The sequence below is a fragment of the Sinorhizobium chiapasense genome (assembly GCF_045277575.1).
GTDB classification, from domain to species: domain Bacteria; phylum Pseudomonadota; class Alphaproteobacteria; order Rhizobiales; family Rhizobiaceae; genus Ensifer; species Ensifer chiapasense_A.
The window spans coordinates 546,439-569,850 of the sequence record NZ_CP144205.1; the positions used below are offsets into that span (position 1 = coordinate 546,439).

A 23,412-nucleotide genomic window follows, 5' to 3' on the forward strand; every position below is an offset into this window, starting at 1 on the left:
AAAGTCTCGCCTGAACGTGTCCACGTGGATGGCGCCTGCAATCATCGGCCTCGCGCTCTTTCTCGGCTTCCCCTCGGTCGCCGCCTATGCGGACCTCGCGACCTTCCTGTCCGGCATCAATCGTGGCGGCGAACGCTGGCGCATGTACATGACGCCGTCGCCGGCGGGCTCGATCCACGAAGTCGAGATGGTCTTTGCCGATCCGATCACGACGGGCGCGCTCGATGGCGGCGCCGGCATCAACATGCCCGATGGCAGCCGCGTCGCACTCACTTCCGAGACCAAGCACTCCGGCACGCCCGACGAGGAACGGGTCAATCGCCGCGACAAGAAGGGACGCATCGTCGCGGTCACGCCGGTGACGCCGCCGAAGGATTTCACCGCCGGCTCCATCCTGCAGCGCACGAGTTCCCTGACGGAGCCGCGCTTCGAGGAGGGCGAGAAAATGGTCTTCGCCAAGTCACGCATCAAGGGCAAGGAGATCGAGATCGCCACGGCCTTCTACAGAAAGAAGCCACCAAAGGCGGATCCCGGCGTTTCGCCCATGCTGGCCAAGCTCGTGACCAACGACAAGCCCGACATTCTTGCGACTGCCTATGTCCGGCCCGAGCCGGACTATGCGCGTGAATCGCCCTTCGACTCGATCCTGCGTGAAGACAGGAACGCGGGTCGCTTCATTCCCGAAATCTCACCCGACGATCATGCCTGGGCAGCAACCGTGCTGCCGCCGACGGTTTTCAGCAAGGAAGAGCAGACCTGCCTTGCCGAGGGCATCTATTTCGAAGCGCGCAGCGAGTCGCTCAAGGGCCAGGCGGCCGTCGCTCAGGTGATTCTCAACCGCGTCCGCAATCCGACCTATCCGAAGACCATCTGCGGCGTCGTCTATCAGAACAAGACCTGGCGCAATCGTTGCCAGTTTTCCTTCGCCTGCGACATGATCCGCGACCTGATCTATTCCCGCTCGCACTGGAAGATGGCCAAGGAAGTCGCGATGGCGGTCACGGCCGGCAAGATCTGGCTCCCGGAAGTGGGATCTGCTACTCATTACCATGCGACCTACGTCAATCCGCCGTGGGCAAGGACGATGAAGCGGGTCGGCAAGATCGGCATGCACGTCTTCTACCGGACCTATGGCGGCGGCTGGAGCTGACCGGCGTCGGACGCGATTCCGCCGTCTTTTTCTGTCTGGCCGTACAGCGGAGAATCCGGCCGGCAGAGCGCAGGAATCCTGCGACAACCTTGTCGCGGATCATGCTTTTTGCCTATAACTATTTGAATTATCATGATAATATTGTCCACGCCCAAGCGGCCTGCATGCCTTGACTATGCGGGTGCCTAAAACTATGTTGCGCGCGACTTCAAATGGGGCCGAAACGTGGCTTGAGCGATGGCCTATTGTATGACCGAAATCGCGGTCTGAGACCCGATTAGGACGGCAAGGGAGTGGCCACGTGGCGGAGAAACCTGAAGAAAGTCTGGAAGCGCGGCTGAAGCAGCTCGGCGAGAAGATTGAGGCCAAGAAGCCTCATGCGCCTGATGCAGTGGAGGCCCGTGCCGCCGACAGCCGCAAAGGCTATGCGGCGGCGATGAAGCTCTCGAGCGAATTCATCGCCGGCATCGTTGTTGGGGCGTTTCTGGGCTATCTTTTGGACCACTTTGCGGGTACAGGGCCGTGGGGCATGATCGTCTTCCTGCTTCTTGGCTTCTGCGCTGGCGTGCTGAATGTGCTGCGCTCGGCCGGTATGGTGGCGACACCGGAAGCCGGAAGAGATGGCTCTGGGAATGACAAGAAGGACGGAGACGCCAACTGAGGCGTTGTCCCGAAGAAAACGGTTTCCGCTCTTGGGCGGGCAGAACGAAAGAGAAGCGCGGTGTCAAACGATCCGACCCACCAGTTCCTGGTCAACAAGATTGTCCCGATCGAGATTGGCGGAATTGACTTTTCCTTCACCAATGCGTCGCTGTTCATGGTCGCGACCGTGGGTGCTGCCGCAGGCTTCCTTTATCTGACGACGTCGCAGCGCGGTCTGATCCCGACCCGCATGCAGTCGGTCTCCGAAATGTCCTACGAATTCATCGCCTCGATGCTGCGCGAAGGCGCCGGCAGCGGCGGCATGAAGTTCTTCCCGATGGTGTTCTCGCTGTTCATGTTCATCCTGACGGCGAACCTGCTCGGCATGATGCCCTACTTCTTCACGGTCACCAGCCAGATCATCGTCACCTTCGCACTCGCCGTCTTCGTTATCGGCACCGTCATTCTCTATGGTTTCTACAAGCACGGTCTCGGCTTCTTGAAGCTCTTCGTGCCGCATGGCGTTCCCGGCGTTCTCTTGCCGCTCGTCGTCGCGATCGAAATCATCTCGTTCCTTTCCCGCCCCATCAGCCTCTCGGTCCGTCTCTTCGCAAACATGCTGGCCGGCCACATCACGCTGAAGGTCTTTGCAGGCTTCGTCACCTCGCTGAGCGCCCTTGGCGCGCTCGGCATCGGTGGCGCCGTCCTGCCGCTCATCATGACCGTCGCCATTACCGGTCTTGAATTCCTCGTCTGCTTCCTCCAGGCCTATGTCTTCGCGGTACTGACCTGCATGTACCTCAACGACGCTGTCCATCCCGGAAGCCACTAAGGAATAACAGTCGCTTGCTTCCGGCCGGTTCTCCGCCGGAAGCGCAATCCTAAGCCGCAACACCATTCGAAGGAGTTCAAACATGGAAGCGGAAGCAGCAAAGTACATCGGCGCAGGTCTCGCTTGCCTTGGCATGGCCGGCACGGCTCTCGGCCTCGGCAACATCTTCGGCAGCTACCTGTCCGGCGCGCTGCGTAACCCGTCGGCTGCTGACGGCCAGTTCGGCCGCCTCGTATTCGGCTTCGCCGTTACGGAAGCTCTGGGCATCTTCTCGCTGCTCGTAGCCCTGCTCCTCCTCTTCGCCGTCTAATACCGGCTGGAGTTTCGGCCGCGGCCCGTCAAAAGGCCGCGGCCGCGCATATTCTTGAGTGCACCTGGAGGTGAGCATGTTTGTGACCGCGGCCTATGCCCAGCAGTCAACCACCACTGAAGGCGCCGAAGCACACGATGCCGCTGCGGCCGGTGAGGTGCACACCGAAACGGGTGTGGCCCACGAAGGCGAGGCTGGCTCCGGCGTGTTCCCGCCCTTCGATTCGACCCATTTCGCATCGCAGCTGCTCTGGCTCGCGATCACGTTCGGCCTCTTCTATCTTCTGATGTCGAAGGTCATCATCCCGCGCATCGGCGGAATTCTCGAAACCCGTCACGATCGGATCGCTCAGGATCTCGATGAAGCGTCCCGCCTCAAGGGCGAAGCCGACGCGGCCATCGCCTCCTACGAGCAGGACTTGGCAGCGGCCAAGTCCAAGGGTCACAAGATCGCTGACGACGCCCGCGAATCCGCAAAGGCCAAGGCCACGGCAGACCGCACGGCCGTCGAAGCCGATCTCGCCAAGAAGATCTCGGCTGCAGAAGACCGCATCGCCGACATCAAGGCAAAGGCCCTGGCTGACGTCGGTGCCATCGCCGAGGAAACCGCGACCGCTGTCGTCAAGCAGCTGATCGGTGGAACCGTCACCAAGGCCGAGATCACCGCTGCCGTCAAGGCATCGGCTGGCAACTGAGGAGCACTGAGCTATGCATCTTGATGCAACTTTCTATGCCTTCGTTGGCCTGATCCTGTTCTTCGCCCTGATCGCCTATCTCAAGGTTCCGGGCATGGTCGGCAAGGCGCTCGACGCCCGCGCTGAAAAGATCGGCAACGAGCTGACCGAGGCGAAGCGTCTGCGCGAAGAAGCACAGAGCCTTGTCGCCGAGTACCAGCGCAAGCGTAAGGATGCCGAGGCGGAAGCTGCCGGTATCGTCGCTGCCGCTCAGCGCGAAGCCGAAATGCTGACGGCGGAAGCCAAGCAGAAAACCGAGGAATACGTTGCCCGCCGTACGGCTCTCTCGGAGCAGAAGATCAAGCAGGCCGAAAGCGACGCGATCAACGCCGTTCGCTCCGCTGCCGTCGATCTGGCAATCGCCGCTGCCGAGAAGGTCGTTGCCGCCAAGGCCGACGCCGGCGCACAGAACGACCTGTTCAAGAAGGCGCTCGGCGAAGTCAAGGCACGCCTGAACTAAGTCTCAGCACATTCCCGATTGAAGAGAGCCCCGCCCCGTGCGGGGCTTTCTGTTTGGGCCATGCGCCGGGATCGGCTGCGGGCTCTGGCCCGTCGGCGCTGGCGGGCTTGCACTATCGAGAGCCGCTCCGCGGCTTTCAGTCCTGCCGCAGCGGACGGAAGCTCATGCGGTGCAGGGCGCAGGGGCCATGGGTCTCTATGGCGCGACGGTGAGTCACGGTCGCATAGCCGGCATGGAGTGCGAAGCCATAGCCTGGGTGGGCCAGATCGGCGCGGGCCATCATGCGATCACGCGTAACCTTGGCGACGATCGAAGCTGCGGCGATCGACAGTGACCGCGCGTCGCCCTTCACGACAGCCTTGGCGTGACAAGAGAGCCCAGGCGGCACGTCGCGGCCGTCGACGAGCACGAAGCGCGCGGCGGAGGGAAGGCCGGCCACGGCCCGTCGCATCGCCTCCAGGCTTGCCTTGCGGATATCCGTGGCGTCGATCGTGCCGGCAGAGGCTGAGGCGATCGATACATGCGATGTCGCGAGGATCTCCTCGAATAGCTTCTCGCGCGCCTGCGCGCTGAGCTTCTTGCTGTCATCGAGGCCTTCGGGAATGGCGTCCGGATTCAGGATGACTGCGGCTGCCACGACCGGCCCTGCGAGCGGGCCGCGGCCGGCCTCATCGGCGCCGGCGACCGGCCAGAAACCGTCGCCCTTTGCCGAGAGTTCAAAACTGAAATCGGGCGCTTCGATGATATCGGGAAAAAGGGGAGAATCGGACGACCTGCGAGACATGAGTCTAATTCGCATGATCGACCGATTCTCTTCAAGCCCCCAGGTCCGAGTGCGGCGGCGGACGGGGGGATAACCGATGCCCCAGGCGGGGGCAGGGCACCGGAACCGCTTTGTGACCTTCCAACGTTCGCCCCTCCTTGCTGGAGGCGGACGCGGTACCGAAATCTCGCCCGTTTCCCGGGCATCCTCGGCGCGAATCGTCGGTCACAAATCCGGAACAGCCGTCGCGTGTCCATTCCGGAAAACTTTCAAAGAAGCGAGAGCTGCACCCCCGTTCCGAGCGGCGGCACGAACAGATCGTCGCGAAGCTGTCGGCGCGTCGGGTTGAAGCCGAGGCGCTTGGTGGCGAGATCGAAGCGGCGGCCGATCTGCCAGGCATAGGGACCGGCGCCTTTCATGCGCTTGCCGAATTCGGCGTCATAGTCCTTGCCGCCACGCATGGAGCGGACGAGCGACATGACGTGCCGGTAGCGATCCGGATAGTTGCGCAGCAACCAGTCGCGAAACAGTGGGCTTACCTCCAGCGGCAGCCGCAGGAGTACATAGCTCGCCTCCGTCGCCCCCGCCGTCCTCGCCGCTTCGAGAATCCTTTCGATCTCATGGTCGTTGAGTGCCGGGATGATCGGCGAGACGAGAACGCCGGCGGGAATGCCGGCCTCGGCCATGGCGCGAATCGCCTCCAGCCGCTTGGTCGGCGTCGCGGCGCGCGGCTCCATCGTTCGCGCCAGCTTGCGGTCGAGCGTCGTGACTGAAATACCAACCCGCACCAGCCCCTTCTCGGCCATCGGCGCGAGAATGTCGATGTCGCGGGTAACCATCGCCGACTTGGTGACGATCATGACCGGGTGGCTGGCGTCCCTCAGCACTTCGAGGATCTGGCGCATGATGCGCCATTCCTTTTCGATCGGCTGATAGGGGTCCGTGTTGGTGCCGATGGCGATTGGCCTGACTTTGTAGTCCGGTCGCGCCAATTCGCGCTCCAGCAGCCGCGCCGCATCCGGCTTGGCAAAGAGCTTCGCCTCGAAATCCAGGCCGGCCGACAGGCCCATGAAGGCGTGCGTCGGCCGGGCGAAGCAATAGATGCAGCCGTGCTCGCAGCCGCGATAGGGATTGATTGAACGATCGAACGAGATATCGGGGGATTCGTTTCGGGTGATCACCGTCCGTGGCTTCTCGACCTGGACTTCGGTCTTGAAGGGCGGCAGATCCTCCAGACTTTCCCAGCCATCGTCGAAGCTTTCCCGCGCCTGCGGCTCGAAGCGGCCGGACATGTTGAGCCCGGCGCCGCGTCCGCGGCGGCGGTCGATATCGATCCGCAAGCCCGTTGCGCTCATCATCGCTTCGGCGACATCCGCCGTATTGGCGGGCGCAAGCGCACCCTGCCTGATCTGAGACAGCTCGTTCATTGGAATCTCCCCGGAATCAGATCTTTGATCCCGTTTTGTTCTGATTATTTTCCTATCGCGAATACGAGAACAATTCAAGAACAAAAAATGCGGGCGGCATGGTCGGAGATCCACGCTTCCCGGTCTGCGACCAACGCCGGTCGGGCATGTAGCAATTGTGATGGTGATGCGGTAGGACGAACTATGCTGACGATCATCATGGAAACGCGAGACAACGAAGCCGAACTGGTTCAGACGCTGTCGGTGCTCGTCGCCGGCGCCGTGGAGGGCCTGGTCAGTGATGTGATCATCCTCGATCACGGCTCCACGGACGGCTCATCGCGCGTCGCGGAAGCGGCCGGCTGCCGCTTTTGCGTCGACTGGAATCTCCGAGAAATCGTGCGTTCGGCACGCGGCGAATGGCTGATGCTGCTGGAACCCGGTGCCCGTCCGATCGGCCGGTGGGTCGACGAGCTTGCCGAATATGTCGCGCTCAACAGGGCACCCGCGCGCTTCTCCGATTCCAGAATGCACCGCAAGCCGTTCCTCAGACGATTAGTCCGGCGGAAGAAACCGCTGGAAGCGGGTTTCCTGATGAGCAAACACGATGCGCTGGCGGCGGCTGAGGGCAACCGATGCCTTGGCGACATGACGAATGTCCGGACCGTTCGCAAACTCTCGACGGAGCTCGTTCCGGCCTGGGTTGCCGTCGAAAGCAGGCAGGCGTAGGGGCCTCGCTGATGGCCGCATAAGAAAGGTGCCAGTCCCCGGGGGACGGCACCTCAAGGTGGCTCTCAAATGACCGTGTCTGGTAAATTTCTTGCCGGGCAGCATTCTGGCTGCACGTCGTATCCCCTTGTTCTCCCCGCCCGGGAATAGCGGCGGGGAGGCGTCTTTGCAGCCCGAAGAAAGGTGCGGCGGCCGATCTCGCTGGCTGACATCGGACGCTAATGACGGGAAAAATGGCTGTCTGTTACAAAGGTAACAGCTGGGCTCGAAGAGCGAGGAAGCGCGGCGGCTCCGGCTCAGCCGCGTTTCAGGTGTTCGTCGAGCCGCGGCATGATCTCGACGAAGTTGCAGGGCATGTGCCGGTAGTCGAGCTGTTGCTTCAAGATGCCGTCCCACGCGTCGCGGCAGGCGCCCGGTGATCCCGGTAGAACGAAGACGAAGGTGGCGTTGGCGACGCCGCCGGTCGCGCGCGACTGGATGGTCGAGGTGCCGATCTTCTCGTAGGAGATCCGATGAAAAACCTCGGAGAAGCCGTCCATGCGTTTTTCGAAGAGTGGCTCCAGCGCCTCCGGCGTCACGTCCCGGCCGGTAAATCCCGTGCCGCCCGTCGTGATCACCACGTCGATCGCTGGCTCCAGCGTCCAGGCCTTCACCTGCTCGTAGATCCTCGCCTGATCGTCTGGCACGATCGCGCGTGCTTCCAGGCGATGGCCTGCGTCACGCACGCGCGATTCCAGCGTATCGCCTGATTTGTCGTCGGCGAGCGTGCGCGTGTCGGACACCGTAAGGATGGCTATTCCGACGGGAATGAAGGGGCGTTTTTCGTCGATGCCGGCCATTCTACCTGTCTCTCCCTGTCGTGTTGCAGGCGAGAACGTACCAGCCGGGCTGCGACGCCAAAAGAGTGCGCGCTGTCGCAGCCGCGTGTTCATCGTTGTCGAAAATGCCAAAGCAGGTGGCGCCCGAGCCTGACATCCGCACGAGGATCGCTCCGGCTTCCGTGAGCGCTCGGCAGACGTCGCTGATCACGGGCTGCAATTGCTGCGCCGGTGGCTGCAGGTCGTTGCGCATTGTTGCCATGGCCGACAGCCAGTCGTCCATCGTCTTCATGTCCTGAGGCAGCACGAGCGGCGGATTGGTCTTGTTCGCGAGCGTCCGGAAGACGACGGGCGTCGAAACGCCGACGAGCGGATTGACCAGAACGATGGGCAGCGATGGAAGGTCGGCAAGCGGCGTGATGTCCTCGCCGATGCCCTTCGCCACGAGAGGTTTGCCGGCGAGGCACATCGGTACGTCGGCGCCGAGCGTCAATGCCATTGCATCGAGGCGGGAGGGTTCGATCGTCGCGCCCCAAAGTTCGAGCAGCCCAAGAAGCGTTGCCGCCGCGTCGGCGGAGCCGCCGCCGATGCCGGAAGCGAGGGGGAGGTTCTTTTCGAGATGCAGATGGACAGGGCCGGCAGCGCCGGGATTGCGGGATCGCAGCTCTTCTCGCAGGAGGTCTCGCGCCTTTAGAACCAGATTTCCGCCCTCAGCGCTGGCATCCATCGGCAGTTCTGCCGCGAAGGGCCCCGACACGGTAAAAAGATCGGCGTCTGCCGATGCAAACCCGATCCGGTCGCCACGATCGGCAAAGGTGACGAGACTTTCGAGAAGATGGTGGCCATCGGCCCGCTGGCCGACGACGTGAAGCGCCAGATTGATCTTTGCGGGCGCCGCGCGCGTCAGCGTGAAGCCCGCAATGCGGTCCTCGGTCATGGATCGATCAGGACTTCTTGTCCGGCGCCGGCGCTTCCGGGATCGCCTTCTTCGGCGCGGTTTCCTTGGCATCGGCCGAGGCCGGAACCTCTTCCTTCAGCGGCGGCAGACCGTTTTCGATCTTCGCCTTGATCTTCGGGATTTCGGCTTCCTCGGGCTTCAATTCCAGCGTCTGCGTCCATTGGAACACCGCTTCGAGCTTGCGGCCGACACGCCAGTAGGCATCACCAAGGTGGTCGTTGATCGTCGGGTCGCCGGCCATCAGTTCAGCCGCCTTTTCCAGTTCCACCACCGCGTCGTCGAAGCGGTTCATGCGGAAATAGGCCCAGCCGAGCGAATCGACGATGTAGCCGTCGTCGGGCTTCAGTTCGACCGCCTTGCGGATCATCTCGAGGCCTTCGTCGAGGTTGATGTTCATGTCGACCCAGGAATAGCCGAGATAGTTCAGCACCTGCGGCTGGTCCGGGTTGAGTTCCAGCGCCTTGCGGAAGTTCGGCTCGGCCTTGTCCCAGAGCTTCTGGCGCTCGTAGGCGATGCCGCGTTGGAAGAACACGGTCCAGTCGCTGCGCTTCGGCACGGGCCCGATCTGTTCGACGGCCTTGTCGTAGAGCTCGCCCATCTCCTTATAGTCCTTGGCATCGGAGAGCACGCTGCCATAGGCGAGGTAGTTGCGGATGTTCTTCGGATCGACGTCGATCAACGCTTTCAGGTGCTTCTTCGCCTCGTCGACCTTGCCGATGCTGGCGAGGCTCAAGCCGAGCTGCAGTTCCGAGACCCGCCGCATCGGGGAAGTTTCCGGTATCGCCTTATAGAGCTCGATCGCCTCGTTCGGCTTCTTCAGGTTCTCGGCAATGCCGCCGAGCATCACCAGAATGTCGGCACTGTCGGGGTCGAGCCGGCGGGCGGTCTGCAGGTAGAGCGAAACGATGTCCTCGGCGCCGTCGCGGTTGAGCGCAGCACCGATGGAGAAGAGCACCGCTGCCGTACCCTGGCTGGCGTTCTTGACCTGCTGTTCCTGCGGAACACCGTTCTCGATATCGGCCCTCAGCGCCTGCAGCGGCGTGTAGTTGTTGACCATGTTTTCGCCGACGGCGACGGTGTCGAGCGCCTTCTGCTTGTTGCCTTCGCGCGCCTCGAAACGGGCGAGCGCTTCGACCGCCCGCATGAAGGTGTCAGGTGCCGCGCTCCCGCCTTCGCGATCCAGAATGGCATCGTTGAGCCTGGTCCGGGCTGTCTGCTTGTCGCCCGCGGCAACCGCGATCGCCCCCGCGTGGTAGTTCTTGAACACGCGGAACCAGTCGGGACCTTCGAGGCCGTTGATCTGTGCCAGCGCTTCCTTCGGCTTGCCCTGGCCGAATTTCGCCCAGGCGGAAAGCAGGCCGTTCATCAGCCGGTCGAGATCGTTGGGGCCTTGGTAGTTCAGGAGCTTCTGCGCATTGCGATACTCGCGCTTGCGGATCGCTTCGATCGCGCGGATCACGGTGGTGATACGCTCGACGGCCGGGTCGGACTTGAGCTGATCGGCAATTTTCGCGCCTTCGTCGAACTGGCCAGCCATCAGCAGGGTGATCATCAGACGCTGCTTGACGTCGTTGTTATTGGGTTCAAACTGCAGCGCGATCTTGTAGAGCTCGGTGGCGGACGCGAAGTCGCGGTCGGTGTCGGCCGTACGGGCAGCGAGGAAGGCGCCCGCGAAGGTGTTCACCGACTTGATGTCAAAGGGTTCGCTTTCCTCGACGGCGACGGCCTTGTCTTCCGCGAAGGCCTGGTGGCTGCCGCTGACTGCGGCGAGAGCCAGCAGTGCTGCGCCGCTGAGGAGGCGGAGGATCGTCATTTGCCGCATGTCAAACCTTTCGTGCCGATTGCTCGGCTTGCGCACCACTAAGGGTTGTTATCGGAGTCAGCCACATATAGCCCAGCACAACTCTTGAGGAACAGAATGGCTTTTTTGGCGCAATGCGGCAAGAAATTCCTGTCGTTCGTCCCGCTACGGTCGAGGCCCTGTCAGCTTACCCGATCGATGCAGAAGTCGATCACTTCCGTGAGAGCCGATTTCCACGGGGAAGCCGGCAGCGGTGCCAAAGCATCGCGGGCGATAGTGCCATAGTGCTGGGCGCGCGCGATCGTATCGCTCAAGCCCCCGTAGCGCTTGATCAGGCCGAGCGCCTTGTCGAGATTGGCATCGCTGCTGTCGCCGGCTTCGATCGCCTCGCGCCAGAACGCACGGTCTTCCGCCGTCCCGCGACGGTAGGACAGGATCACCGGAAGTGTGATCTTTCCTTCGCGGAAATCGTCACCGACATTCTTGCCGAGGTCGCTCGACGAGCCGCCGTAGTCGAGCACGTCATCGATGAGCTGGAAGGCGAGGCCGAGGTTCATGCCGTAGGACTTGAGCGCGTTACGATCGGATTTGCTGGTCTGGGCGACGATCGGCCCGACTTCGGCGGCAGCGGCAAAGAGTGCCGCGGTCTTTGCGCGGATGACCTGCAGATAGTCATCCTCGGTCGTTTCCATGTTCTTGGCAACGGAAAGCTGGAGGACTTCGCCTTCGGCGATGACGGAGGCTGCAGTCGACAACACGTCGAGCGCGTCGAGCGAGCCGACATCGACCATCATGCGGAACGCCTGGCCGAGCAGGAAGTCGCCGACGAGAACGCTTGCCTGGTTGCCCCAGATCGTGCGTGCGGTGGACTTGCCGCGGCGAAGGTCGCTTTCATCGACGACGTCGTCGTGCAACAGCGTCGCCGTGTGCATGAACTCGACGCTGGTGGCGAGCTTCACGTGGGCGTCACCCTCGTAGCCGAACATCGAGGCGGAGGCGAGCGTCAGCATCGGGCGCAGCCGCTTGCCGCCGGAAGAAATCAGGTGGTTGGCGACCTCGGGAATCATTTGAACGTCGGAGCCGGCCTTCGACAGGATGAGCTGGTTGACGCGTTCCATGTCCGGCGCAGTCAGGTCGACGAGCGGCTTAACGGACGCCTGTTTGTTTTTGCTGTCTTCCAGCGGTATCACTACGCCCACACCGGGACTCCTGTTTTCATTGTCGCTTTCGACAATAGGAAGGGGTGCCACGTGCGGCAAGAGGCGAATTGTCCCGCTTGCTGAAATAGGACAGGAAAAACCGCCGGATGAAGGAATTGATCCGTACCAACGATGCCGTCGTGCTCTCCTTTGCCGAGAGCCTGATGAAGGATGCCGGCATCGCAAGCCTCATTGCCGATCAGGGGATGAGTATTCTGGAAGGCTCGCTCGGCCTGCTGCCCCGCCGTTTCCTGGTTGCAGATGAAGACGCGCAAGCCGCGCGGCGGATCCTGATCGACGCCGGGCTCGAGGCGGAGTTGCGGCCGTGAGGATGCCATGCAAACTGGCCATGCTGCAGGTGCAAGAATAATGACGTCTGATGCGACTGAAACCGTCGATGCCTTTCATCGCGGCAAGTTCCATGTCGTCCAGCCGCTGGGCCAGGGGCATCGGTCCGGCATGGATGCTATGCTGCTGGCGTCGCTCGTTTCCGCGGACCGCCCCTGCCGCGTCGCCGATCTCGGCGCCGGTGCAGGTGCTGCCGGCATGGCCGTCGCCTCACGGATCGAAGGCGCTGAGGTGGTCCTGGTGGAGCGCTCGCCGATCATGGCCGACTATGCCCGCCGCAGCCTGAAGCTCACCGAAAACGCCCGCTTTGCGTCGCGGGTCTCTGTGCTGGAGGCCGATGTCTCGCTTGCCGGCAGGGCGCGTGTCGCCGCGGGCCTCGCCGATGACAGCTTCGATCACGTGATCATGAACCCGCCCTTCAATGATGCTTCCGACCGCAAGACGCCGGATAGTCTCAAGGCGGAGGCCCATGCGATGAGCGACGGGCTCTTCGAGGTCTGGGTGAAGACCGCCGGTGCGATCATGAAGCCCGGCGGACAGTTGTCGCTGATCGCCCGGCCGGAATCGATCGCGGAGATCATCGCCGCCTGCGGCCGCCGTTTCGGCGGCATCGAGATCACGGCGCTTCATCCGCGCGTCGGCAAAAACGCCGTGCGGATCCTGGTGACGGCGATCAAGCAGAGCCGCAAGCGGCTGGTGCTGCGCGCGCCACTCGTCATGCATGAAGAAGGGCACCGCTTCGCCGATCATGTCGACGATCTCAACAATGGCCGCGCGGCCTATCGCCGCCGCTGATTTACCGTATGCGGATTGCGTTTGCCGCGCCAGCGCATACATGACATGGACAGGCCAGAATACTTGGCTGGCGGAGTGCGATGAGGAAAAGTGTTTGCGGTTTCCGCGCGCATCCCGCTCTAACTTATGGGAAGCGGTCACGGTTATGATTTTGGGCTCGATCCGGGCCAAATCATCGCGATCTAGCAGGCAGGAGTTGAAATGAAGGCGTTCCTGAGACGGTTGTTGCCGAGGCGGTTTCGCAGCGAAGGCGTGACGGTCCCCGTTGTGCGGCTTCACGGAGCAATCATGGCCGGCGGCGGGCAATTCCGGCCTGTGCTCAACCTGGCAACGGCGGCACCGCTCCTGGAAAAGGCCTTCGCGGTGAAGGACGCCCCGGCCGTCGCGATCTCCGTCAATTCGCCCGGCGGCTCCCCGGTGCAGTCACGCCTGATCTACCAGCGCATCCGGGACCTCGCCCAGGAAAAGAAGAAGCGCGTCCTGATCTTTGTCGAGGACGTTGCCGCCTCGGGCGGATACATGATCGCGCTCGCCGGTGACGAGATCATTGCCGATCCGACCTCGATCGTCGGCTCGATCGGTGTCGTCTCCGGTGGCTTCGGTTTTCCGGAACTGCTGAAGAAGATCGGTGTCGAGCGGCGCGTCTATACCGCCGGCGAAAACAAGGTGATGCTTGATCCGTTCCAGCCGGAAAAGGAACACGACATCGCGTTTCTGAAGCACCTCCAGCTCGATATCCATGATACCTTCATCCAGATGGTCAAGGCCCGTCGCGGGCAGATGCTCGCCGATGATCCGGATATCTTTTCCGGGCTCTTCTGGACCGGCCGACGCGGGCTGGAACTGGGGCTCATCGATGGTCTCGGTGACCTGCGCGGCGAGGTGAAGAAGCGCTACGGCGAAAAGGCGCGGCTCGAGCTTATCCAGCCGGTGCGCAGCTTTTTCGGCCGCCGGCAGACCGGCGCGGCCGTTGCCGGCGCCATTGTCGAGCCCCTGGCGGCGTCGGCAGCAGCGGGTCTTGCCGAAGCAATCGAGGAAAGGGCATTGTGGGCGCGGTTCGGGCTTTAGCCCGCGCGCGTTGCCCTTGGAGGAAAAATGCCGCAACTCATCCTGCTCTTGATCGCAGGTTTCATCTTCTGGCTCGGCTATCGCAAGTTCGTGGCCGATGCACAGAAATTGACGCGCCATCGTGAACAGACCCGACGCGAGGAGCGGACCGGGGCGCAAGGCACGCTGGTCCAGGATCCCGAGACCGGTGAGTACAGGCTGAAACGCGACGACGAATAGATGAGATGGCAGGGCGCGCGTCTAATTGGCGGGCCGGCGCTGTAGTTGCTTGACCCCTGTCATCAGGCGTGGCACCAGTCCGGCTCATTTTTTAGAAGAAATCCGGACGCGATCCATGACCACTCTGCCCGATCATATGAACCCGAAGCGCTCGTTTCAGGCCCTGATCCTGACTTTGCACAATTATTGGGCCGACAAGGGTTGCGCCGTCCTGCAGCCCTACGACATGGAAGTGGGCGCCGGTACCTTCCATCCGGCAACGACCTTGCGTGCGCTCGGGCCTCGTCCGTGGCGTGCCGCCTATGTGCAGCCATCGCGCCGCCCGACCGATGGTCGCTACGGCGAAAACCCCAACCGCTTGCAGCACTACTACCAGTATCAGGTGCTTCTGAAGCCGAACCCGTCCAACCTGCAGGAACTTTATCTCGGCTCGCTGGAGGCCATCGGCCTCGACCCGCTGCTCCACGATATCCGCTTCGTCGAGGACGATTGGGAAAGCCCGACGCTCGGCGCTTGGGGCCTTGGCTGGGAGTGCTGGTGCGACGGCATGGAAGTGTCGCAGTTCACCTATTTCCAGCAGGTCTGCGGCATTGAATGCTCGCCGGTTTCCGGCGAACTGACCTACGGTCTTGAGCGTCTCGCCATGTATGTTCAGGGCGTCGACAACGTCTACGACCTGAACTTCAACGGCCGCGAAGGCGCAGAGAAGATCAGCTATGGCGACGTCTTCCTGCAGGCGGAGCAGGAATATTCGCGCTACAATTTCGAATACGCCAATACCGCGATGCTGCATCAGCACTTCATCGATGCCGAAGCGGAATGCCAGGCGTTGCTGGCCGCCGGCGCACCGGGCGATCACAGCAACAATCACCTGCACAAGTGCGTCTTCCCCGCCTATGACCAGTGCATCAAGGCGAGCCACGTGTTCAATCTGCTCGATGCTCGTGGCGTCATCTCGGTCACGGAGCGCCAGAGCTACATCCTGCGCGTCCGCACGCTGGCCAAGGCCTGCGGCGAAGCCTTCCTCTTGACCGACGCCGGCGGCGCGAACTTCAATCGGGACGCCGCTTGACCGCGCAAACGTCTGGGCTCGTCGTTCACATCAACAGCTGGCCGAAACCGGCAAACTGACGATTGCGCGCCATTTGGCCGAAAGGCTGGGTGCGCAGGTCGCCGACAACCATACGCTGATCAATCCGGCCGAAGCACTGTTTGCGCGCGGCGCAGATCGCTGATCCATCGGCGGTCAGATGATCTGCGTGGCGCTGATGTCGTTCTTGCAGAACGGCTTCAGTGTGGGGTAGGCGCCAGTGTAGACCTGGCCGGAATAGGTCTGCAGGGCGCGGCGAACACCGGTCGGCCGTTCGGCGGAACCAACGCTCGCATAGGCAACGAAGAGCGCCGTAAAGGCGATCACGTTGATGAAGGTTGCGAGCGTTTTCATGGTCTTCACTTCGGTTTCGGGTTGTTCGATGGGGCGACTATCGCCGATCGCCCGCCCGGTCGCCGTTACCGTTGGAACAGGAATCGAGGTGTTTTGGCGTGGGGGCGCGTTGCTGCGGTGAACAGTGCGTTCACGCTGCGGATGGCAATTGGGGAGGAGTGTGTTTCTCGCCCCGAATGCTGCAGAAAGCGCTATGAAGCTGAGACGCGGATGCTAATCTCTGCGCGAATTCTTTGGAGGGTGCCCTATGATCGGTCTGGCAATCGCCGTCGTCGTGATCCTGTATCTGGTTTTCGTCTATAACGGTCTCGTCAAGGCGCGGCAGATCGCCGAAGAGGCCTGGTCCGGTATCGATGTGCAGTTGAAGCGTCGTGCCGATCTCATTCCCAACCTGATCGAAACGGTGAAGGGTTACGCAGCGCACGAGAAATCGACGCTCGAAGAGGTGATCGCCATGCGCAACCGGGCGCAGGCGGTGCCGGCCGGTGACATCGAAGGGCGGGCCCAGGCCGAAGGCGCGTTGTCCCAGGCGCTCGGCAAGCTGTTTGCGCTCGCGGAAGCCTATCCGGACCTGAAGGCCAACGAGAATTTCGCCGAGCTGCAGCGCTCGCTGGAGACGATCGAAGGCGAGATCCAGATGTCGCGCCGCTATTACAACGGTGCGGCCCGCGATCTCAACGTCAAGGTCGAGAGCTTCCCGTCGAACCTCATCGCCAATGCCTTCCGCTTCGTCAAGGCGGGCTATTTCGAGATCACCAACGAGGCCGATCGCGCCGTGCCGCAGGTCAAGTTCTGACCATTTCCCAGGCGCGGTTTCGATCGTCACGAACACTCCGGCCGCGGGCTCCCGCCGCGGCTCAATCTGCATCAAGAGACCTCATTCGATGACCACCGATACCATGAAGAAGCTGACCATCCTGCCGACCGACCATCCGCTCCGCGGCCATGTGCGCCCCCCGGGCTCGAAGTCGATCACCAATCGTGCGCTGCTGCTCGCAGGCCTTGCGAAAGGCACGAGCCGGTTGACGGGTGTCTTGAAGAGCGACGACACCCGCTACATGGCGGATGCGCTGAGGGCGATGGGTGTCGAGGTCGACGAGCCGGATGGAACCACCTTCGTTGTGACCAGTACCGGAAAGCTACTTCCGCCGACCGCCCCGCTGTTCCTCGGCAATGCGGGAACGGCGACCCGCTTCCTGACGGCGGCCGCGGCGCTCGTCGACGGCACCGTCGTCGTCGACGGCGACCAGCACATGCGCAAGCGGCCGATCAAGCCGCTGGTCGAGGCGCTTGGCACCCTCGGCGTCGAGGTCACCTCCGATACCGGCTGCCCGCCGGTTATCGTCAAGGGAACGGGAGGATTCCCCGCCGGCCGCGTCGTCATCGATGCCGGTCTTTCCAGCCAATATGTCTCGGCCTTGCTGATGGCAGCGCCGGGCGCCAAGGGCCCGGTCAGCATCGAGCTTGCCGGCGACGAGATCGGCGCGCGCGGCTATATCGACCTGACCGTTGCTGCCATGCGGGCCTTCGGTGCCGAAGTCGAGCAGGCGAGTCCGTCCGTCTGGAAGGTGGCGCCGACAGGCTACCGGGCCGCCGACTACGTCATCGAGCCGGACGCTTCGGCTGCCACCTATCTCTGGGCGGCGGAAGTCCTGACTGGTGGTGCCATCGATCTCGGCGTGCCGGCCACCGCCTTCTCGCAGCCTGATGCCCGCGCCCATGCGGTGATCGCAAGTTTCCCGAACTTGCCTGCTGTCATCGATGGCTCGCAGATGCAGGACGCGATCCCGACGATCGCCGTGCTCGCCGCCTTCAACAACACGCCGGTGCGCTTCGTCGGTCTCGCAAACCTGCGCGTCAAGGAGTGCGATCGGGTGCGAGCGCTTTCGCTGGGGCTCACCGCTATCCGGCCGGGCCTGGCTCACGAGGAAGGCGACGATCTGATCGTCTCTTCCGACCCAGCGCTTGCCGGCCAGACCTTGCCGGCCTCGATCGACACCTTCGCCGATCACCGCATCGCCATGAGCTTCGCGCTTGCCGGCCTGAAGATCCACGGCATCACCATCCAGGATCCAGGCTGCGTTGCCAAGACCTATCCGGCCTATTGGGATGCGCTTGCCTCCCTCGGCGTCGAATTCACCGGCGATCGGCCATGAGCGGGATGAGGAAAAGTGTATGCGGTTTTCCGCCCGCATCCCGCGCTAACCAATCAGATCGACCGCGCGCCTTGAACCTCAACCGGAAGAAAGCTTGATCCGCATGGCCCGTCTTGCTGCCGCCTTTGCCTTTCTGGTGTTTTTGCTGGCAACGGCGGGCATCGGTCGGGCGGAGGAGGTTTTCTCCGCCTATCGGTCCGTCATCGATGTCGCCAAGGATGGCACGATGACCGTCACCGAGACGATCACGGCGACCGTCGAGGGCAACAAGATCCGCCGCGGCATCTATCGCGACCTGCCTTTGACCTTCACCGATGCGAAGGGCAAGCGCAGCAAGGTGGACTTCAAGCTGCTCTCGGTCGAGCGCGACGGCGAGGACGAGCCCTACCGCACGGAAGCGATCAGCGGCGGCATCCGTATCTACACCGGCTCGGCCGAGGTGTTTCTGGATCCGGGCGAGCACACCTTTCAGTTCACCTATGAGACCGGCCGGCAGATCCGCTTCTTCGACGATCATGACGAACTCTATTGGAACGTGACCGGTACGGAGTGGGACTTCCCGATCGACGAGGCAAGCGCGACCGTGACCCTGCCGGAGGGCGTCAGGGCCGAGGCGCTGGATTTTTTCACCGGTGGTTATGGCGCGACCGAAAAGAATGCCCGCGCATCGCGGGATGGCAGCGAGATCTTCTTCGCCACCACCCGCCGTCTCGATCCGCGGGAAGGGCTGACGATCGCGATCAAGATGCCGAAGGGCAGCATCGACAGGCCTTCCTCGAGCCAGGAGAACGCCTGGTGGCTGCGCGATCACCTCGCTCTGGTCATCGCCGGTGCCGGGCTCGTCGTCGTGCTGCTTTATTACGGCCAGACCTGGCTGAGGGTCGGGCGCGACCCGGATCGCGGCGTCATGGTGCCGCGCTGGGATCCGCCGGACGGCATCTCGCCGGCGCTGGTCAACTATATCGACAACAAGGGTTTCTCGGGCGAGGGCTGGACGGCGCTGTCGGCGGCCGCGCTCAACCTTGCGGTCAAGGGTCATGTGGTCCTCGAGGACCTGAAGAATGCCATCGTCATTACCGCGACCGGCAAGAAGAGCGACGAAAAACTGCCGACCGGCGAAGCGGCTGTGATGAAGGCGATCAACGGCGCAGGTGGCAACCTCACCATCGATCGCGCCCATGGCACGCGGGTACAGGCGACCGGAGCCGACTTCCGCAGTGCCATGGAGCGCGAGCACCGCGGCAAATATTATCTGGAAAACACCGGCTACGTGGTTGCCGGCGTCATCCTGTCGGTGCTGGCCGTCGCGGCCGTGTTCTTCTTCGGCGACCTCAGCGAGGACAGCCTGCCGCTGGTGATCGTTCCTGTTTTCATCGCCTTCTTCGTCTCGATCCTCGCCGTCTCCTTCGGCAAGTCGCTACGCCGCGAGAAGAGCCTGATGAGCCGGATCATGTCGATCGTGGTCATCGCCTTCATCGGCTTCGTCGCCTTCACGATCTTCTCGGCGATCCTCGCCGCCGCCTTCTATTCCGCGGCCGAGACGGACGAATTGCCCCTGCTGTTCGTCATCGGCGCGATCGTTCTCGTCAATGTGCTGTTCTTCTTCCTGATGGGCGCGCCGACGCCGCTCGGTACGCGAATGATGGATGGCATCGACGGGCTCAGGCAGTACATGACGCTCGCGGAGAGGGACAGGATGAACATGCAGGGCGCGCCCGAAATGTCGCCCCGGCATTTCGAAACCCTGCTCCCCTATGCGGTGGCGCTCGGCGTCGAAAAGCCCTGGACCGAGACCTTCGATCGCTGGTTGCTCGCAGCCGCGGCAGGAGCGGCTGCGGCAGTGGCCTATCAGCCGAGCTGGTATCAGGGCGACAGTTTCGGCTCCAGCACCTTCGGCGACCGCATTGGCGGCTTTGCCGGCTCGATGGCGGAGACGATGACGTCATCCTTGCCGCCTCCGCCCAAATCGTCATCATCAGGCTTTTCGTCCGGCGGCGGCTTTTCCGGCGGCGGTGGCGGTGGAGGTGGCGGCGGCGGCTGGTGAAGCCGCCCGCGGGCCCGCGCATGGCACCCAAATTCATCGACGGGCTTGGTGACATTCTTGCCAGAGATTGCTAAGTCCGCCGCAACCGTCAGGAACAGAAAAAGTTACTCCCATGCCCGATCTTCTTATCGAACTCCGCTCCGAGGAAATTCCTGCCCGCCTGCAGCGCAAGGCGGCCGGCGACCTCAAGAAGCTGCTGACCGATGCACTGGTCGAGGCGGGCCTGACCTATGAGGGTGCGCGCGAATACTGGACGCCGCGCCGGCTGACGCTCGACATCCGTGGCCTCAACGCCCGCTCCGCCGATATCCGCGAAGAGCGCAAGGGCCCGCGCACCGACGCCAACGAAAAGGCGATCGAAGGCTTCCTGCGCGGCGCCGGCCTCTCCTCGATCAGCGAGGCGCATGTCCATAGCGATCCGAAGAAGGGCGATTTCTATGTCGCCCATATCGTCAAGCCGGGCCGTCCCGCCGAAGAGATCATCTCCGAGGCGATGCCGGGTATCATCCGCAATTTCCCCTGGCCGAAGCCGATGCGGTCCGGCGTGGCATCGGCAAAGCCCGGCGCGCTTCGCTGGGTCCGCCCACTGCAGTCGATCGTCTGCACCTTCGGCTCGGAGACCGAGGAAACACACGTGATCCCGTTTGAAGTCGACGGCATCGTCGCCTCGAACGTCACCTATGGCCACCGGTTCCACGCGCCGGAGGCGATCACGGTTCGCCGCTTCGCCGACTATGCCGAAAAGCTCGAAAAGGCGAAGGTCGTTCTCGATGGCGAGCGCCGCAAGGAGATGATCGTCGCCGACGCGCGCAACATCGCCTTCGCCAACGGTCTTGAGCTGGTCGAGGACGAAGGTCTGTTGGAAGAGGTTTCGGGCCTCGTCGAATGGCCGCAGGTGCTGATGGGGAGCTTCGAGGACGCCTATCTCGAAATCCCCTCGGAAATCATCCGCCTGACCATCAAGACCAACCAGAAGTGCTTCGTCACCCGCGCTCCCGGCGCCGAGACGCTCTCCAACAAGTTCATCCTCGTTTCGAACATCGAGGCCAAGGATGGCGGCAAGGAGATCGAGCACGGCAACGGCAAGGTCGTGCGCGCCCGCCTTTCGGACGCGGCCCATTTCTGGCACCGCGACCAGGGCAACCTGCCGGATCTCGAAACGCTCGAGGCCTCCGCGAAGAAATTCGCTCTCGATCTCGATAAGCCGCTCGACCAGCGCATGGCCAAGCTCGATGCGCTGAACGTCACCTTCCATGCCAAGCTCGGCACGCAGGGCGAACGCGTTGCCCGCATCCGGGCACTGGCCGGCGAACTCGCCAAGGTGACCGGCGCGGACCCAAAACTCGTCGACCGTGCCGCGGTGCTCGCCAAGGCGGACCTGCGCACAGAAGCGGTCGGTGAGTTCCCCGAACTTCAGGGCATCATGGGCCACAAATACGCGCTGCTGCAGGGCGAAGAGCGGTCGGTCGCCGATGCGCTCGAGGATCATTACAAGCCGCAAGGCCCGTCCGACCGCGTGCCGACCGATCCGGTGGCGGTGACGGTGGCGCTTGCCGACAAGCTCGACACGCTCGTCGGTTTCTGGGCGATCGACGAAAAGCCGACCGGCTCCAAGGATCCCTATGCGCTTCGCCGCGCGGCGCTCGGCGTCATCCGTCTGATCCTGGAAGGCAAGGCGCGCCTGGCACTGCTGCCGGCCTTCGAAGCCGCGCTCGTCGCTCTCCGGGCACAAAAGCCGGCACTCGCGGATGACGTTTCCACCGATCTGCTTTCCTTCTTCCATGACCGCCTCAAGGTCTACCTGCGCGATCTCGGCGCCCGCCATGATCTGATCGACGCCGTGCTGACGCCGGATGCGGACGACCTGCTGATGATCGCCCGCCGCGTCGAGGCGCTGACGGCCTTCATCACCGACGAGGAAGGCCGGAACCTCTTGGCCGGCACCAAGCGTGCGACGCAGATCCTGGCGGCAGAAGAGAAGAAGGGAACGACCGTCGCCGATGCCGTCGATGCCGACCTCTTCCGTCTCGATGCCGAAAAGGCGTTGCACCAGGCGGTCGAAGTTGGTTCGGGCGAAGCGCGCGATGCGATCGCCAAGGAAGACTTCCGCTCGGCGATGGAAGCGCTGGCAAGGCTGCGAGAGCCGGTCGACCAGTTCTTCAACGACGTGCTGGTCAATGACGACGATGCCGCGATCCGTGCCAACCGCCTGGCGCTGCTCGGCCTGATCCGCTCGGCAACCGGCACCGTTGCGGATTTCTCAAAGATCGCAGGCTAAGACGAGACGGTCGGCCGCCGGTTCCCCGGCGGCACTACAGCGCCGCGCGTCTTATGAGACGCGCAAAGGTCGCTGTAGCACTTTGATTTACTGCATGTCTTTGTCCTTAAATCGAGGTCGATTGAAGGAGACATGCAGTAGCCATTGCCTTCGCACAAACGTTCAAGCCGGCTGCCGCCGGGCGACCTATATCCTGTCTCCATCAAAACCGATGGAGACAGCCGATGGAAAACGCGACGAAGACCCACAAGCCGATCAATTTCGCCGAAAAGCTCTCGCTGTTCAGCGATCAGTGGCAGCCCCGCGTCATTGCCGAACTCAATGACTACCAGTTCAAGATCGTGCGCATCGAGGGCGACTTCATCTGGCACGATCACAAGGATACCGATGAAGCCTTCATCGTGCTCGAAGGCATGCTGCGCATCTATTTCCGCGACGGGTCGGTGACGCTCGGCCCCGGAGAGATGTACGTCGTGCCGAAGGGCGTGGAGCACAAGCCCTTTGCGGAGCGCGAGGTGAAGATGCTGCTGATCGAGCCGCGCGGCACCCTCAACACCGGCCACGAGGGCGGCGAACGCACGGCGGAAAACGACCGCTGGATCTGATGCTTGGGATCGGCACGGCATGAAGGCGCTTGCTGATCGGCATGGCGTCGGAGTAGAGGAAGACATGCCCGAAAAGATCCTGGTCAGCGCCTGCCTCATGGGCCATGCCGTCCGCTACGACGGCCAGTCGAAGCCGCTCATTCATCCGGCGATCGATCGCTGGCGGGCCGAGGGCCGTCTCGTGACCATCTGTCCGGAAATGTCTGCCGGCATGCCGGTGCCGCGTCCGCCGGCCGAGATCGCCGCCGGCGCCGTCGGCAAGGACGTGCTGATCGGCCATGCAAAAGTGCTGGAGATCAACGGCCGCGACGTCACCGAAGGTTTCGTGCGAGCCGCCGAAAATGCGCTGTCGCTGGCGCGGGAAACGGGCTGTCGCTTCGCGCTGCTGATCGATGGCAGTCCGTCCTGTGGCTCCGGCTTCGTCTATGACGGAAGCTTTACCGGCATGCGCCACGCCGGGGAGGGTGTCACGGCAGCCTTGCTCACCGGCAATGGCATCGAAGTCTATTCGGACAGGCAGATCGAGGCGCTGGTCGCGCGCATCAAGGCACTGGAAAGCCCAGAATAAAAGATTGCGCCCCTGCTTCTCTCAGGGGCGCAATCTCTCGCTTTTGCAGCGAAACGCCCGTCAGCCTTGCATGCAGGGGACAGCTG

General features: G+C 62.8%; 25 protein-coding genes. 18 read left to right on the forward strand and 7 right to left on the reverse strand.

All coding sequences use genetic code 11. The annotated features are described in order from the left end of the window. Positions 1-28: 28 nt before the first annotated feature. From QM996_RS02615 to QM996_RS02640, 6 genes are all read left to right on the forward strand, one after another. The gene (locus QM996_RS02615) at positions 29-1,150 is read left to right on the forward strand and encodes a cell wall hydrolase (RefSeq protein ID WP_500269178.1); all 1,122 of its coding nucleotides are present in this window, start codon (positions 29-31) and stop codon (positions 1,148-1,150) included. Positions 1,151-1,451: 301 nt separating this feature from the next. Further along, positions 1,452-1,811: an AtpZ/AtpI family protein gene (locus QM996_RS02620; RefSeq protein WP_500269179.1), complete on the forward strand. Its 360-nt coding sequence runs from the start codon at positions 1,452-1,454 to the stop codon at positions 1,809-1,811. Positions 1,812-1,871: 60 nt separating this feature from the next. Continuing rightward, positions 1,872-2,624 (forward strand): F0F1 ATP synthase subunit A, encoded by a 753-nt coding sequence (locus QM996_RS02625; protein ID WP_429812160.1) that lies wholly within the window; start codon positions 1,872-1,874, stop codon positions 2,622-2,624. An 82-nt stretch (positions 2,625-2,706) separates the two neighbouring features. Further along, entirely contained in the window at positions 2,707-2,934 is a 228-nt protein-coding gene (locus QM996_RS02630) for a F0F1 ATP synthase subunit C (RefSeq protein ID WP_025426100.1), read from the forward strand. 76 nt (positions 2,935-3,010) lie between these two features. Next, the gene (locus tag QM996_RS02635; protein WP_173515765.1) at positions 3,011-3,628 is read left to right on the forward strand and encodes a F0F1 ATP synthase subunit B; all 618 of its coding nucleotides are present in this window, start codon (positions 3,011-3,013) and stop codon (positions 3,626-3,628) included. A 13-nt stretch (positions 3,629-3,641) separates the two neighbouring features. Then, on the forward strand, positions 3,642-4,127 hold the full coding sequence (locus tag QM996_RS02640; protein ID WP_173515766.1) for a F0F1 ATP synthase subunit B: 486 nt from the start codon (positions 3,642-3,644) through the stop codon (positions 4,125-4,127). 136 nt (positions 4,128-4,263) lie between these two features. On the opposite strand, the gene rnhB is transcribed toward QM996_RS02640, so the two are convergent. Together rnhB and QM996_RS02650 are read right to left on the reverse strand one after the other, a co-directional pair. Beyond that, the gene (rnhB, locus tag QM996_RS02645) at positions 4,264-4,911 is read right to left on the reverse strand and encodes a ribonuclease HII (protein ID WP_429812152.1); all 648 of its coding nucleotides are present in this window, start codon (positions 4,909-4,911) and stop codon (positions 4,264-4,266) included. A 248-nt stretch (positions 4,912-5,159) separates the two neighbouring features. After that, the gene (locus tag QM996_RS02650) at positions 5,160-6,317 is read right to left on the reverse strand and encodes a radical SAM family protein (RefSeq protein WP_500269180.1); all 1,158 of its coding nucleotides are present in this window, start codon (positions 6,315-6,317) and stop codon (positions 5,160-5,162) included. 183 nt (positions 6,318-6,500) lie between these two features. Between QM996_RS02650 and QM996_RS02655 the strand changes: the two genes are divergently transcribed. Then, entirely contained in the window at positions 6,501-7,025 is a 525-nt protein-coding gene (locus QM996_RS02655; RefSeq protein WP_500269181.1) for a glycosyltransferase family protein, read from the forward strand. A 296-nt stretch (positions 7,026-7,321) separates the two neighbouring features. Here the strand turns inward: QM996_RS02655 and moaB are convergent, their stop codons facing one another. The 4 genes from moaB to QM996_RS02675 form a co-directional block, all read right to left on the reverse strand. Further along, positions 7,322-7,864, reverse strand: coding sequence for a molybdenum cofactor biosynthesis protein B (moaB, locus tag QM996_RS02660; RefSeq protein WP_500269182.1), 543 nt, complete (start codon positions 7,862-7,864; stop codon positions 7,322-7,324). Between the two features lies 1 nt (position 7,865). Next, entirely contained in the window at positions 7,866-8,780 is a 915-nt protein-coding gene (locus tag QM996_RS02665) for a 4-(cytidine 5'-diphospho)-2-C-methyl-D-erythritol kinase (protein WP_500269183.1), read from the reverse strand. Between the two features lie 7 nt (positions 8,781-8,787). Further along, on the reverse strand, positions 8,788-10,623 hold the full coding sequence (locus QM996_RS02670; protein ID WP_500269184.1) for a tetratricopeptide repeat protein: 1,836 nt from the start codon (positions 10,621-10,623) through the stop codon (positions 8,788-8,790). 161 nt (positions 10,624-10,784) lie between these two features. Further along, positions 10,785-11,801 carry a polyprenyl synthetase family protein gene (locus QM996_RS02675; protein ID WP_500269185.1) on the reverse strand — a complete coding sequence of 339 codons (1,017 nt, stop codon included), beginning with the start codon at positions 11,799-11,801 and terminating at the stop codon, positions 10,785-10,787. Positions 11,802-11,908: 107 nt separating this feature from the next. Here QM996_RS02675 and QM996_RS02680 point away from each other — a divergent pair, with 107 nt between their 5' ends. From QM996_RS02680 to QM996_RS02700, 5 genes are all read left to right on the forward strand, one after another. Then, positions 11,909-12,130, forward strand: a complete 222-nt coding sequence (locus QM996_RS02680; RefSeq protein WP_429812139.1) for a putative signal transducing protein — start codon at positions 11,909-11,911, stop codon at positions 12,128-12,130. Between the two features lie 40 nt (positions 12,131-12,170). Beyond that, positions 12,171-12,944, forward strand: a complete 774-nt coding sequence (locus tag QM996_RS02685; protein ID WP_500269186.1) for a tRNA1(Val) (adenine(37)-N6)-methyltransferase — start codon at positions 12,171-12,173, stop codon at positions 12,942-12,944. Positions 12,945-13,145: 201 nt separating this feature from the next. Next, a complete protein-coding gene (locus tag QM996_RS02690; protein ID WP_500269187.1) occupies positions 13,146-14,012 on the forward strand; it encodes a S49 family peptidase in 867 nt (288 codons plus the stop codon). A 27-nt stretch (positions 14,013-14,039) separates the two neighbouring features. After that, positions 14,040-14,231 carry a hypothetical protein gene (locus QM996_RS02695; RefSeq protein WP_429812132.1) on the forward strand — a complete coding sequence of 64 codons (192 nt, stop codon included), beginning with the start codon at positions 14,040-14,042 and terminating at the stop codon, positions 14,229-14,231. 115 nt (positions 14,232-14,346) lie between these two features. Beyond that, a complete protein-coding gene (locus QM996_RS02700) occupies positions 14,347-15,303 on the forward strand; it encodes a glycine--tRNA ligase subunit alpha (protein WP_113538037.1) in 957 nt (318 codons plus the stop codon). 174 nt (positions 15,304-15,477) lie between these two features. Here the strand turns inward: QM996_RS02700 and QM996_RS02705 are convergent, their stop codons facing one another. Next, entirely contained in the window at positions 15,478-15,675 is a 198-nt protein-coding gene (locus QM996_RS02705; protein WP_500269188.1) for a hypothetical protein, read from the reverse strand. 247 nt (positions 15,676-15,922) lie between these two features. Here QM996_RS02705 and QM996_RS02710 point away from each other — a divergent pair, with 247 nt between their 5' ends. The 6 genes from QM996_RS02710 (at position 15,923) to QM996_RS02735 (ending at position 23,326) form a co-directional block, all read left to right on the forward strand. Continuing rightward, complete coding sequence (locus QM996_RS02710; protein ID WP_429812123.1) at positions 15,923-16,471, forward strand: LemA family protein; 549 nt, start codon at positions 15,923-15,925, stop codon at positions 16,469-16,471. Between the two features lie 88 nt (positions 16,472-16,559). Continuing rightward, positions 16,560-17,831 (forward strand): 3-phosphoshikimate 1-carboxyvinyltransferase, encoded by a 1,272-nt coding sequence (gene aroA, locus QM996_RS02715; RefSeq protein ID WP_500269189.1) that lies wholly within the window; start codon positions 16,560-16,562, stop codon positions 17,829-17,831. A 103-nt stretch (positions 17,832-17,934) separates the two neighbouring features. Beyond that, a complete protein-coding gene (locus QM996_RS02720; RefSeq protein WP_500270376.1) occupies positions 17,935-19,875 on the forward strand; it encodes a DUF2207 domain-containing protein in 1,941 nt (646 codons plus the stop codon). Positions 19,876-19,987: 112 nt separating this feature from the next. Further along, a complete protein-coding gene (glyS, locus tag QM996_RS02725; protein WP_500269190.1) occupies positions 19,988-22,153 on the forward strand; it encodes a glycine--tRNA ligase subunit beta in 2,166 nt (721 codons plus the stop codon). Between the two features lie 224 nt (positions 22,154-22,377). Then, positions 22,378-22,758, forward strand: a complete 381-nt coding sequence (locus tag QM996_RS02730) for a cupin domain-containing protein (RefSeq protein ID WP_500269191.1) — start codon at positions 22,378-22,380, stop codon at positions 22,756-22,758. Positions 22,759-22,822: 64 nt separating this feature from the next. Then, on the forward strand, positions 22,823-23,326 hold the full coding sequence (locus tag QM996_RS02735; RefSeq protein WP_500270377.1) for a 2-thiouracil desulfurase family protein: 504 nt from the start codon (positions 22,823-22,825) through the stop codon (positions 23,324-23,326). The last annotated feature ends 86 nt before the right edge of the window (positions 23,327-23,412 follow it).

Coding starts and splice junctions, on each gene's coding strand:
- QM996_RS02720 (WP_500270376.1), top strand. CDS start 17,935: ATGGCCCGTCTTGCTGCCGCCTTTGCCTTTCTGGTGTTTTTGCTGGCA.
- aroA (WP_500269189.1), top strand. CDS start 16,560: ATGACCACCGATACCATGAAGAAGCTGACCATCCTGCCGACCGACCAT.
- QM996_RS02680 (WP_429812139.1), top strand. CDS start 11,909: ATGAAGGAATTGATCCGTACCAACGATGCCGTCGTGCTCTCCTTTGCC.
- QM996_RS02700 (WP_113538037.1), top strand. CDS start 14,347: ATGACCACTCTGCCCGATCATATGAACCCGAAGCGCTCGTTTCAGGCC.
- QM996_RS02665 (WP_500269183.1), bottom strand. CDS start 8,780: ATGACCGAGGACCGCATTGCGGGCTTCACGCTGACGCGCGCGGCGCCC.
- QM996_RS02730 (WP_500269191.1), top strand. CDS start 22,378: ATGGAAAACGCGACGAAGACCCACAAGCCGATCAATTTCGCCGAAAAG.
- rnhB (WP_429812152.1), bottom strand. CDS start 4,911: ATGTCTCGCAGGTCGTCCGATTCTCCCCTTTTTCCCGATATCATCGAA.
- QM996_RS02630 (WP_025426100.1), top strand. CDS start 2,707: ATGGAAGCGGAAGCAGCAAAGTACATCGGCGCAGGTCTCGCTTGCCTT.
- QM996_RS02640 (WP_173515766.1), top strand. CDS start 3,642: ATGCATCTTGATGCAACTTTCTATGCCTTCGTTGGCCTGATCCTGTTC.
- QM996_RS02655 (WP_500269181.1), top strand. CDS start 6,501: ATGCTGACGATCATCATGGAAACGCGAGACAACGAAGCCGAACTGGTT.
- moaB (WP_500269182.1), bottom strand. CDS start 7,864: ATGGCCGGCATCGACGAAAAACGCCCCTTCATTCCCGTCGGAATAGCC.
- QM996_RS02735 (WP_500270377.1), top strand. CDS start 22,823: ATGCCCGAAAAGATCCTGGTCAGCGCCTGCCTCATGGGCCATGCCGTC.
- QM996_RS02670 (WP_500269184.1), bottom strand. CDS start 10,623: ATGCGGCAAATGACGATCCTCCGCCTCCTCAGCGGCGCAGCACTGCTG.
- QM996_RS02635 (WP_173515765.1), top strand. CDS start 3,011: ATGTTTGTGACCGCGGCCTATGCCCAGCAGTCAACCACCACTGAAGGC.
- QM996_RS02650 (WP_500269180.1), bottom strand. CDS start 6,317: ATGAACGAGCTGTCTCAGATCAGGCAGGGTGCGCTTGCGCCCGCCAAT.
- QM996_RS02705 (WP_500269188.1), bottom strand. CDS start 15,675: ATGAAAACGCTCGCAACCTTCATCAACGTGATCGCCTTTACGGCGCTC.
- QM996_RS02695 (WP_429812132.1), top strand. CDS start 14,040: ATGCCGCAACTCATCCTGCTCTTGATCGCAGGTTTCATCTTCTGGCTC.
- QM996_RS02690 (WP_500269187.1), top strand. CDS start 13,146: ATGAAGGCGTTCCTGAGACGGTTGTTGCCGAGGCGGTTTCGCAGCGAA.
- QM996_RS02710 (WP_429812123.1), top strand. CDS start 15,923: ATGATCGGTCTGGCAATCGCCGTCGTCGTGATCCTGTATCTGGTTTTC.
- QM996_RS02685 (WP_500269186.1), top strand. CDS start 12,171: ATGACGTCTGATGCGACTGAAACCGTCGATGCCTTTCATCGCGGCAAG.
- glyS (WP_500269190.1), top strand. CDS start 19,988: ATGCCCGATCTTCTTATCGAACTCCGCTCCGAGGAAATTCCTGCCCGC.
- QM996_RS02615 (WP_500269178.1), top strand. CDS start 29: ATGGCGCCTGCAATCATCGGCCTCGCGCTCTTTCTCGGCTTCCCCTCG.